The sequence below is a fragment of the Amycolatopsis sp. NPDC059021 genome, assembly GCF_042739895.1.
Classification (GTDB): domain Bacteria; phylum Actinomycetota; class Actinomycetes; order Mycobacteriales; family Pseudonocardiaceae; genus Amycolatopsis.
The window spans coordinates 1-10,730 of sequence record NZ_JBHYIQ010000026.1 but is presented as its reverse complement, the minus strand read 5'-3'; the positions used below and the strand labels follow the sequence as shown (position 1 = coordinate 10,730).

At 66.1% G+C, this 10,730-nt stretch carries 9 protein-coding genes and 2 tRNA genes; 6 read left to right on the top strand and 5 right to left on the bottom strand.

Annotation, left to right across the window (positions count from 1 at the left end; all coding sequences use genetic code 11):
* The first annotated feature begins 289 nt into the window (after positions 1–289).
* The 4 genes from ACFWX1_RS17540 to ACFWX1_RS17525 all read left to right on the top strand — a co-directional run bounded on the left by ACFWX1_RS17540 (position 290) and on the right by ACFWX1_RS17525 (position 2,735).
* The gene (locus tag ACFWX1_RS17540; RefSeq protein WP_378388427.1) at positions 290–880 is read left to right on the top strand and encodes a hypothetical protein; all 591 of its coding nucleotides are present in this window, start codon (positions 290–292) and stop codon (positions 878–880) included.
* A gap of 5 nt (positions 881–885) precedes the next feature.
* The gene (locus tag ACFWX1_RS17535; RefSeq protein ID WP_378388425.1) at positions 886–1,785 is read left to right on the top strand and encodes an ABC transporter ATP-binding protein; all 900 of its coding nucleotides are present in this window, start codon (positions 886–888) and stop codon (positions 1,783–1,785) included.
* Positions 1,775–2,602 carry an ABC transporter permease gene (locus ACFWX1_RS17530; protein ID WP_378388424.1) on the top strand — a complete coding sequence of 276 codons (828 nt, stop codon included), beginning with the start codon at positions 1,775–1,777 and terminating at the stop codon, positions 2,600–2,602. Before ACFWX1_RS17535 ends, ACFWX1_RS17530 begins: the two co-directional genes overlap by 11 nt.
* A gap of 57 nt (positions 2,603–2,659) precedes the next feature.
* A tRNA-Lys gene (locus tag ACFWX1_RS17525) sits at positions 2,660–2,735 on the top strand.
* Positions 2,736–3,448: 713 nt separating this feature from the next.
* On the opposite strand, the gene ACFWX1_RS17520 is transcribed toward ACFWX1_RS17525, so the two are convergent.
* From ACFWX1_RS17520 to ACFWX1_RS17510, 3 genes are all read right to left on the bottom strand, one after another.
* The gene (locus ACFWX1_RS17520; protein WP_378388422.1) at positions 3,449–4,255 is read right to left on the bottom strand and encodes a choice-of-anchor Q domain-containing protein; all 807 of its coding nucleotides are present in this window, start codon (positions 4,253–4,255) and stop codon (positions 3,449–3,451) included.
* 775 nt (positions 4,256–5,030) lie between these two features.
* Positions 5,031–6,746: a protein kinase gene (locus ACFWX1_RS17515; RefSeq protein ID WP_378388420.1), complete on the bottom strand. Its 1,716-nt coding sequence runs from the start codon at positions 6,744–6,746 to the stop codon at positions 5,031–5,033.
* Positions 6,747–7,117: 371 nt separating this feature from the next.
* The gene (locus ACFWX1_RS17510) at positions 7,118–7,672 is read right to left on the bottom strand and encodes a GIY-YIG nuclease family protein (protein WP_378388418.1); all 555 of its coding nucleotides are present in this window, start codon (positions 7,670–7,672) and stop codon (positions 7,118–7,120) included.
* Positions 7,673–7,721: 49 nt separating this feature from the next.
* On the opposite strand from ACFWX1_RS17510, the gene ACFWX1_RS17505 reads away from it, so the two are divergent.
* A tRNA-OTHER gene (locus tag ACFWX1_RS17505) sits at positions 7,722–7,856 on the top strand.
* A 51-nt stretch (positions 7,857–7,907) separates the two neighbouring features.
* On the opposite strand, the gene ACFWX1_RS17500 is transcribed toward ACFWX1_RS17505, so the two are convergent.
* Entirely contained in the window at positions 7,908–8,858 is a 951-nt protein-coding gene (locus ACFWX1_RS17500; protein ID WP_378388416.1) for a hypothetical protein, read from the bottom strand.
* Between the two features lie 71 nt (positions 8,859–8,929).
* Positions 8,930–9,664 carry a hypothetical protein gene (locus ACFWX1_RS17495; RefSeq protein ID WP_378388414.1) on the bottom strand — a complete coding sequence of 245 codons (735 nt, stop codon included), beginning with the start codon at positions 9,662–9,664 and terminating at the stop codon, positions 8,930–8,932.
* A 526-nt stretch (positions 9,665–10,190) separates the two neighbouring features.
* On the opposite strand from ACFWX1_RS17495, the gene ACFWX1_RS17490 reads away from it, so the two are divergent.
* Entirely contained in the window at positions 10,191–10,601 is a 411-nt protein-coding gene (locus tag ACFWX1_RS17490) for an Lsr2 family protein (RefSeq protein ID WP_378388588.1), read from the top strand.
* Positions 10,602–10,730 lie beyond the last annotated feature (129 nt).

The following is a 10,730-nucleotide window of genomic DNA, read 5'->3' as shown; positions in this document are numbered from 1 at the left end:
GCGGGGGCGGGGGTCCCACAACTATATAGAGACACTGACCCCCGTGTCCCCCACCCCCCGGCCCCTCTCCACCCCCCCCCCCCCCCCCGGGCGGGGGTCGATTGGCCTCGGGAATCGGTCCGGTGGTCATGCCGTGAGCGTCTCATCCACCACCGACAATTTCCGGCGCGCGAGTGAGCCGTACGCGTGAACTCGTAGCCGGAAGTGCCGCGCCTGAGCTGACGACCGGAGCCGCCGGGAACTCGACGATGGGGACGACCACGACGAATCCGTCTCCGGGAGGCAGACCATGACGACCAGCGCACCGGCCCGGCCACGCAGGCTGGGATCCCGTACGCGTAAGGCTTTCCTGGTCGCGCACATCGTTACGGCCGGCGCGTGGATGGGCATGGACCTCGCGCTGGGGATCCTGGTCTGCACCGCGTTGCTGACCAGCGATCCCGGGATCACCGCCGGGAGCTACCGGGTGCTCGAGCTCTTCGCGGGCTGGCCGATGCTGGCGGCGAGCCTCCTCTGCCTGGCCAGTGGGGCCGTGCTCGCCGTCGGCAGCAAGTACGGCCTGTTCAGGTATTGGTGGGTGTTCGCCAAGCTCGTGGTGAACGTCGTGATGTCACTGCTGATCCTGTTCGTTCTCCGGCCGGGGCTGAACGACGTCGCCGCCAACGCGCAGCGCCTCGCGGCCGGCGACACGAGCCTCGGGTCGCCGAGCGAACTGCTCTATCCGGTCGTCGTCGCACCCAGTCTCCTGTTGTTCGCCTTCGTGCTTTCGGTGTTCAAGCCGTGGGGGCGGATGCGTCGCGCGATCCCGGCTACCGCGTCCGACGTAGTGGAGAAGCCGCTTCACGACGGACGCGTGGCCACCTCGAAGAGCGGAGCCTGACAGCCATGAACACGCCAGTCGAAACCCACGGGCTGACCAAGCGCTACGGTGCCTCGACCGCCGTCGATGGTCTCGACATCTCCGTACGAGCGGGCGAGGTGTACGGCTTCCTCGGGCCGAACGGCGCGGGCAAGACGACGACGTTGCGCATGCTGCTCGGCCTGATCCGGCCGACGGCGGGAACGCTGCGCCTGCTCGGCAGGGAACCGGGGCCTCGCAGCCTGGACCGGGTCGGAGCGCTCATCGAGGGCCCCGCGTTCTATCCCTATCTTTCCGCGAGGACGAACCTGCGAATCCTGGCCGACCACGCCGGCGTCGGCCGGGCTCGCGTGGACGCCGTGCTCGACACGGTGAGCCTGACCGATCGGGCCCGGGACCGCTATGCGACCTACTCATTGGGGATGAAACAGCGGCTCGGGCTCGCGGCCGCCCTGCTCAAGGACCCCGAGCTGCTCATTCTCGACGAACCGACCAACGGGCTCGACCCCGCCGGGATGGCCGACATGCGGGTCACCATCCGCAAGCTGGCCACCGACGGCTGCACTGTGCTGCTGTCGAGTCACCTGCTGGCGGAGGTCGAGCAGATCTGCGACCGCGTCGGCGTGATCGATCACGGCAAGCTGATCGCCGAGACGACTGTCGACGATCTCCGCACGGGTGGCGCGCTACGCATTGTCGCCAGTCCCGCGGACCAAGCTCGTGACCGGCTTCGCGCACTGTTCGGAGAGACGCCGGTGCGTGGCGAAGGAGACGTCATCGAGCTCGACGTCGAGGCCGACCAAGCCGCACGGATCAACGCCGAACTCGTCGGCGCCGGGATTTCGGTCAGCGAGCTCGGCTGGCAGGAACCCGACCTCGAACAGACCTTCCTCGCCCTGACCGGAGGTGTTCCTCATGCTGACTAACGTTCGCGCGGAGCTGGCGAAGCAGTCCCGCAGGCCCGCGACCTGGCTGTTGCTGGCCATCGCCGTCGTCCTGACCTTGACGTTCGGATATGTGATTCCGTTCGCCGGGCTGAACGGGAGGTCAGGGGCGCCGGGGAGCGGCCGTGGCCTGGCAGCGATGCTGCCGGAGGCTGTCGTGGGCAGCACGCTGGGCGGGCTGCCGGTCTTCGTCGGCGCGCTCGCGCTGGTCTTCGGTGTGCTGGTCGCTGGGAGCGAATACGGCTTCGGGACCTGGAAGACCGTGCTCGCGCAGCGGCCGTCCCGCGCCACCGTGCACGGTGCCAAGACGGTGACGGTGACGGTGGCGGTGGGAACGCTCTTGGGTGTACTGGCGCTGTTCGCGTCGACCTCCGCCGCGAGCGCCGTCGTCGCCTCGGTCGAGAACCAGCCGATGCACTGGCCTGGTGCGGCCGACCTGCTGATCGGCGTCGGCGCGGGCTGGCTCGTCACGACCATGTGGGGGATGCTGGGCGTCCTGCTCGCCGTCGGGTTGCGGTCGGTGGCGCTGCCGATCGGCCTCGGCCTTGTATGGCTGCTAGCTGTGCAGAACCTGCTCGCCTCCATCGCCGCGCCCCTGCTCGACTGGGTCGCGCAGCTGCAGAAGGTACTGCCAGGGCCGAACGCCGGGGCACTGGCCGCCGCGCTCGGTGCCAACGCGGGTACACCGGGCGTCGGGCAGATCGTCGGTGCCGGGCAGGCGACCGCAGTGGTTGCCGGCTACCTGGTGGTCTTCGGCGTCGTCAGCGGCTGGCTGCTGCACCAGCGGGACATCGCCTGACCGGCACCCCAGGGTGACCGGCGGCCGCGCCCGAGGTCCCGCTAGACTTGGCCGCGCGGGCCGTTAGCTCAATTGGTAGAGCTGCGGACTTTTAATCCGTAGGTTCTGGGTTCGAGCCCCAGGCGGCCCACCACAAGAAACCGGTTCCTACCTGGGGTTTCGCGTAGGTTCGTTACCCGCGCATGGCGTGTGGGGATTCGTTCTGGGCTCCTTCCGGGCTCCGTTCTCACTGCTGTGCTGACGGCGGGGTTGGCTGATCACGATCCCTGGCACCCTCGCGTCGTGCTTGCATAGTGAATTTCGTCGTCCACAACGGGTTGGGCAGCTCGGCTGGTCCACGTTGGTTGGGTTGCGCGGTTCGGGCATCGAACGTGGTGGCGAACGCTCATGTTGTCTGCCTCGAGCACGGGACTGCCTGAGCGATCGTTTGCCATGAGCATCGCCGAGGCAGACGACACTGCCGCATATCGCTTGCCACCGTCGTGGGACCACCACGTTGCCAGTCATGGGACCACCGACAGCAGGTGATCCGCCGAGAGAACATGTTCCAGATTCACCGTGCGGGCCGATCACGACGACGGCAACCGACCGTCCGGAAATGCCGATGACAGGATGTTCGTTGTCCCGAAGGTGGTGGCGAGGCAGGGGGCTGCGTTCGGCTCGGCGAAGCCGGACTCCATCTCCGTCGTCTCGGCGAGATCCGCCGACCGCCAGGCTGATCTGGTCTCGCAAAGAGCACAAGCGGCGGACGTGACGTCCGGGCGCTGCTAGCGGTCGAGCTTGTGCAGGAGTTCGCCGAGGTCGGCGGGCCAGGCTCCGGTCAGGCAGGCCGAGTTCAGCGGGCTGTCATTGTTCATAGACGCCGATGTCGTATCCCTTGCCCTGTGGCCGGGTTCGGCCGTCGATGTCGTGCGTGGGTGCCTTCTCGGCGGTGCCGCAGTCGATGCCTGGGCTGCCCGCTGTCAAGTGATAGTCGCCGGACCCGTCGGCCTGGTAGTTCACGAACCGGGGATCCGCCACGGTCACACCGGTTAGCTTCGCACTACCACGGCCAAACGAGAGGTTGTGGGAAATCGCCGCCGGGCCCCGTATGTCGTAGTTGCTCCTCTGGTGGTCGAAACTGATGTTGTTGATCACCGTGAAGTCGGGGTCGGCGAGAATACCCCTGCCATTGTTGAACACCGTGTTGTTCGCGACGAGCCAGTCACGTGGGCGGTGGTAGGAGTGAATGCCAAAGTCTGCGACCTGGTGGACCAAGTTGTTGACCACCGCACACTCCTTGCACGGTACGGATATGTAGATCCCCTGCACAAGTTCGTTATCGCCGACGGAAAGCCCAATATCATAAACGTGATTTCCGTCGACGATCACGTTCTCCAGTGGCTCGTAGTCGTCAGTGAACACGGTCAGCCCGGAGCCGCCGTCCGAGCTCGGCTCGAATTTGTGGATATCGTGGAATTCATTGCCCTGGATGACGGTATTACTCGCGGTCACGTCCATTCCGTCGCGGATCCCCGGTCCGGTGGTGTTGAAGCCTGCCACCCGGACATACTCACGCTGCAGGGCAAACCGGCCAGTGATCATGGCGGCGTGTGGGGGTTCGGACACGAAGGTGATCCACGAGTCCGGCTTTCCTGCCCTGAACAGCACCACATCGCCGACGTAGCCACCGGGCGCGACGTGGACGATGGTGCCGGTTCGGCGGTGTCCGCGGCCTTCTGGAGCGTGCGGAATGGGGCGTCGCGGGAGCCGCTGTTGCCATCGTTGCCGTCCGGTGGGACAAACAGTGCGGCAATATCCCTACCTGGGTGGAGGTCGGCCGCGCCAGCCATACCGTACATAGCCATCATCACTATGGCGACGATGCCGCAGGCGCACATTCGTCTCATTCTCGCCAACATCGTCATCTCTCCGCCTCTCGGCTCGAAGCCAGCTTCCCCACGCTGGCCTGTTGCCTGGTAACACTGACCGTGCGCGGGTCGGGCTTGCCGTGAAAACAGTGCCGTTATCGTCGGGCAGTCAACGAAACGCTTGCGTGACGCGCTTTGCCACCGACGTGTCTCGGGGAATCGCCGACTTGCCGGTAGCGTCCTGCCGGGCGAACCTACCGGGGTGGCAACGGGACCGTTCCCGAGTAGCGGCGTCCGGACCAGTCGGTGTGGTCGCGGCGATAGCGTTCTCGGTGATCCGTTTGCCGGGGTTGCCGCGGATGGGTGAGATGCCCGGCCGCGATCCGCTCCCGCTCGTTCACGTGCCCGCAGGTCCCGCATGGTCAGGCTCCGCCAGTACAACCGGCCCAAGTTCCAGACGGTCTCGCGTTGCGTATGCCACCTTCGTCCCAACCTGCGCTCGGTGGTCGGGATTGCCAGCCGTGACGGGCGGACATTGCACTGCGCGCCTGATCAGGAATCGCCGTGGCTCTATTGGGTCAGCGTGGCAGTAGTCGTTCCGCAACGGTGCTGGCGAGGGCGGTGACGGGTCGGCAGAGTTGCTCTCCTGGTTTGTTGCCGTGGAAGGCGACAGCCACCAGGACTACCTTGGCTCGATCAGGTTCGTCGAGGTCGGCGTAGTGCTGTTGCACGATGTTGGCGAGACAGCTTCCGTTACCGTCACCGTTGGTCTCGATCCAGGTGTCGTGGCCGTGCAGGATGACCTGCTGGCCGTCGTGCGGAGACGTGAGCAGGCGGCTGCGGTCGTAGACGATTGACACCCAGCCGGCCTCGGCGTTGTCCCACCTGCATTCCCAGCCGCCGAATCCGCGCTTGGGCTGTTGCACACCGCCGAGCGCTCCGGCCACGTCGCTGGTGTCCAGCAGCGAACACGGATCCAGTTGGAAGACCGCGGCAGGAGGTCCGATGAGCCGCGTCCGCCGTGGTACCTCGCCGTCGCCGAGCAGGGACGCAGCCCGGTCGGTCACGGCGTCCGTCATGGCGCACAGGTCGACGGGCTTGTCGGCGCTGTGCTTGGCGGTGAGCACGACCCGGGACTGATCGGCCAGCCGCATGATGCGGCGGCATTTGCCGCCGGCCAACGGTGGCCGATCGATCCGGACCGGCGAGACGGCAGGCGCCGGTCCTGCGGCGGTGTCGGGGTCCGGGCGCTGCAACTCGACTTGGACGTAGACCTCGTCGAGGTCCTGGTCGCTGAGGCGCAGGAACAGGTCGCACCTGTTCAGCCCGCCCCGGTCGGTGTCGAGTTCGGTCAGGCCGAACCGATCGAGAACATGGGGATCGGCCAATGCGCACGGGTCGGCCGTACGTTCGTCGCCCATCCTGCTGCCCAAGCTCGGGGTTACCGGAGCCGGCACGGGTTGCCCTTGCGGCGAAGGCCACAACTGCCAGCCGACCAGGCACAGCACCGCGACACCGGCGACCATCGCGGACGCGCGTGGGACGGGACGACGCCATGCCGAACCGGTGGCGCGGAGAAGCATTTTCCGTGCCTGGCCGACCGTCGGCCGTTTCGACGGGTCTGGCTCCAGCAGTGCGGATATCACCGGATCCAGACGCCCCGCGCGCCGGGCTGCCGTAGCCTCCTGATGCGAGGTACCTTCCACCGCGACGAACAAGGTGGCGCCTAGCGAGAAGACGTCCGAGGCCGAGGTCGCGGCCTTGCCCGCGGTGACCTCGGGGGCCATGTAGCTGGGCGTTCCACCGACCTGGTCGCAGCCGGTCAGGGTGCGGTCCCGCCAGGTCGCGATCCCCAGATCGGTCAGCTTGGTGGTCCCGTCTTCGGCGACGAGCACGTTGCCCGGCTTGATATCGCGATGCACTATGCCCTTGGCGTGCATCGCCGCGAGAGCCGTAGCGACCTGCGCACCGATCGCGGCCACACGGCGCGGCGGCAGGACACCCTCGGTATCCAGCAGGTCGGCGAGGTCGCGGGAGGAGAAGTACTCCATCACCAGCAGGCGCTCGTCCCCGTCTTCGATCACGTCGAAGACCGTCACCACGTTCGGATGCTGCACCCCCGCGCCGACCCGCGCCTCATGCCGCACCTGGTCCACGTCACCCGCGCTGGCCCGCTTGACCGCCACATCGCGCCGCAATTCCCTGTCGATGGCCCGCCAGACTTCACCCATTCCGCCCTCGCCGATTCGCTCGACGAGTTCGTACCGGTGCGCGAACACCTGACCTTCGATCACAGTCGGATTCTAGTTCCTCTCCAACCCACCGCGGGCGAAGGAAGACCCGGACTGGCGCCCAGTCGCCACGTAGGCCAGCAGACCGATAGTCGATCCTCGTCGCCGAAGGTCGAACATCCGCTTCTGCCGCTTATCGGTCGTTCGGGAACGCGGCGTTCACCAATCGCCAACGCGATGACCTGTTCCACTTCCGCACTGCTGTCGGTGGTCCCACGAATGGCAACGTGGTGGTCCCACAACGGTGGCAGGCGACACCGCAGGCGGACTTGATCGTTCCGCAGTGGCGCCTGCGCAGCAAACGTCGACGGTGTGCACTGACTCCGAGCTGACCTGCGTCACCGATGAGCGTTCGATGTGCTAGGGCTTGGGGTTCAGGTTGACTGCTCGGCGACCCCCCAGATCTGCCAGGTGTCCCTTTCGATGCTTCGTCGTTCGAATTGGATCTCTACCGGCTGGCCAGGGCGCAACGGGTAGCGCCCCGATTGGTCAAGATCAGGATCTGAAAGGACCCCAGTGATTCGGTCACCATCGGCGAGACGGAACTCCGCTTGTAGCTCCCCGCCATCCTCGGAATCACGCGCGGAGGTCAGGGCGACAGCGCGGAGGGTGAATTCGATACTGCCAACGCAGCGGCCGCAACAGCATGACACCTCTTCTAACCGGAACCCGGTACCTTCGGCGATGTGACGTGCGACGGTGAACGGAATCCTGCGAAAGTACTCCCGGCCGGACGTGCGCTGGCCCAGCGTGTCGAGACGCCGAAGCAGACGATCCTCTGCCCTGACCGCGTCGCCCACCGGTGCGGACCACACATTCACAACAGCCAGGCCAAACCGCGCTGCATCGCGCGCGTGTTCCTCGTGGCGGCGTGTGCTGGCATCTGAGGTGCGGCCCACCTTGATCACGAGGTTGTCGAACTGGATCACGTACAAGTGACCGGGTTCGGATTCTGGGCTGCGTCGCTTGTTGCGACGGCGGGCTGATTGCGTAGTTGAGGCGCTCACAGGCGGCAACACTAGTCGTGTGGTCCGACAACAACGTGTCGAGCGAACGCAGCTGCCCCGCTTTTAATCCGTAGATTCTGGGTTCGAGCCCCAGGCGGCCCACCCAAGCGCTCGGCAGTGCGGCCTGCGTCGGCGTCCTGGTGGGAGTGCCTGCGAGCTATTCGACGGCGCCGTTGGCCCCAGGTTCAGGGGCGGTCGTTTCCTCGTCCGGCATTCGTAGGGCGCGCCATCCTTCGGAGGCGCTGAAGCGGCAGGCGATTGGGCCGATGATGATCCACAGCACGTCGATTGCGTCAGGCAGCTGAAGGTCACGCGTAGGACAGAAGCCGACGCCTTGTTCGGTGGCCGACCAGTACTCCGGTTCAGTCTGGTGATCGAAAACCAGTACCGCGTGGCGTTCTGTGCTGGGTTCGTTGGTTAGTGAGGTGCGCACGTTCTTGCTGTGGTCGTCGTTGTGCAGCCACAACTCGACACGGTCAACCAACACGTCGGCCCGTTCGGTGCGGACGTAGCCAGCCACGAAGGCGACGTCGATACCCGGCTTCTCATCACGCACTGGGTTGTGAGCCATACAGATCGCGCCGTGGGTCCTCATAGCGATCGCCCACAGGGCTGCCGCGACCGCTGGGTCCTCAGACCTTGGACCGTGCGTGGAGACGATGCCGTGCTGTTCGAGCACCAGCAGATGCGGGTCCAGGTCGCGACCGAGGTTCTTGATCTGAGGCGTAGGTTGGTGCTTCGGACCCGGATGGGTGCGTCGCCACTCGGCTTCGCGTTCGGCGCGGGTCATCATGCGCGCCCCAAAGAACTGCTCTACGTCTGCTGCCAGCTCCGGATCGTCGGGCGGGAACGACGGCATCGGTTCGAGCACCGTGGACAGCGTGGGCAGATTGATCATGATCATCCAGCGCATGCTCAAAGTTGTCGAGTCGCGTGCCGTCTTGCCCGCTTTCGCCTCTGCGACCAGCTGCCGATGCGTATCGACGGTGATCTCTTTGACCTCGACGCTGCGGATGAGGCGGCCATTGCACCACCTGTAGTCCGCGGTGGCGCGCTCCGGCGACGCGTTGATCCGGTCGAGATCTGATCCGAACTCCCGACGCAGCAAAGCTCGAGCGCGAAGCTCACTAGGGTTTTCAGCATCTGGGGCGATACGCGGTCGCCGCGCTGGCCGTGTGCTCACGCCGAGTTCCTGGGCGCCAGTGCGCCGGTCGCGTCCTGGGCGGGAAGAACCACGATCGTTGAGCCGGAATCGTGGATACGCTCGAAAGATCGAACCGCCGACCGGGCACGCCGAGAAAGGGTCTTGTCCTGGGCGAGCCACGCAGGCCACGGGCGGCTGATCCCGTGCAGCCTGCGGGTCTCCAACTGTACGACCACGGGCAGCACGTCCCGTAGAACCTCGTCCCCGGCGCGGCAGCCGCGCCGAAGGGCCACGTGCCAGGTGCCTGCGACTTCGGGCACCGACCGAGACAGCCCGACGCTGGATCGCTCATCGTCGTTCGGTGACGCCAGTACCGGGGAACCGTCGTGTGCCCACGAGCGAGTGCCACTGCGCCGACGATAGAGCTGCTGCATGGCATGCGGGGTCCTGACCCCGTACAGCGAGCCGAGTTGTTCCCATGTCACGCTGCGGTCGAGCGCGGCTTCGATCAGAGCGACTTCAAGGGAGTCGATGTCTCTGCGTGCGGCGGGGATGAGCAGTAAGGCCGCCAGGGCTTCTATAGCCGACACGCCAACAGGCTGCTGCGTGGTCTCATCCGCGTTCGGCTGGGCGACGGCCACCGCCGATGCGACTGCGGCGGCGACCTGATGCGGCGTGAGCATCGTGTCAGGCAGGTTGGGGCAGAAACGGTCGGCGAGGCGCGAGAGCGCCTCGGCTGGCGCGGGACCACCTGCAGGATCGTCGGGCATTTCGGCAGTGTAATGCCTCTCGGCATACCCGGAAGCGATTTTCTGGCAAGGGCCCGTCAGGTGTTATCGAGGTTCACCGACTCGGGTGAGAGTGGTGGCACGCCATTGAGTTGATGTCGAGGTCATCGCAGCCGGAAGTGTCGAGGGCTGCGATTTTGGCGACATGGCGTACGGGAGCCGGATAGACGTAGGTTCTGTCGACTCGCGCCGGGGCAGTTCGCTGTCCATATTGAGTTCGAGGGCTCCGCATTTGACTCTGGGTCTGGTGATTTCGCTGCGCCGCAGACTCGTTCGCGTAGAGTGGTTTTTACCTCGTTGGCTGGCCGATGAGCTGATTTTCCTGCGGGCGCTAGAGGTGCACTGTTCTCGGTGGTGGTGCACCGAATTATCAATCGTGGGTGGTGTTGCGTGGGTCGCGCGAAGTGTCAATTTGACATTCGCGTAGGGTGTTCCGGACGGGGGAGGGCGGTGCTCGCCAACTCTTGTGATGGCGGGCGGTTCTGAATAACGGTGAAAGGGATGAATGATGGCGCAAAAGGTGTTTGTTCAGCTGACCGATGACATCGATGGCAGTGAGGCGGCGCAGACGGTGCCGTTCGCGTTGGACGGTGTGAGCTATGAGATCGACCTGTCTGATGCGAACGCGGACGATCTGCGTGACACGCTGGCGCAATATGTGTCGGCGGCCCGGCGGGTCGGTGGCCGGAAGGTGCGTTTGGCTGCCGGTCAGTCCGCCGCGTCGGATGGCTCGGCCGCGACCCCGGTAGACCGGGAGCGATCCCGTGCGATCCGGGCGTGGGCGGTGGAGAACGGGTATGCGGTGTCGGACCGGGGCCGGATCCCGACGGAGGTCGTGGAGGCCTTCGAGGCCGCCTCGGCGGAGGCGGAGAAGGCGGCGCCGCGTGGCCGTCGATCCCGGAAGAAAACCGCCGCGTGACAGGTATGGAATCGGGGGGGGGGGGGCGGGCGGGGGCCCCCCCCCCCCGCGGGGGGGGGGGGGGGGGGGGGCGCGGCGGGGGGGGGGGGGGGGGGGGGGAGGGGTAAACAAAAAAACAGACACACACAC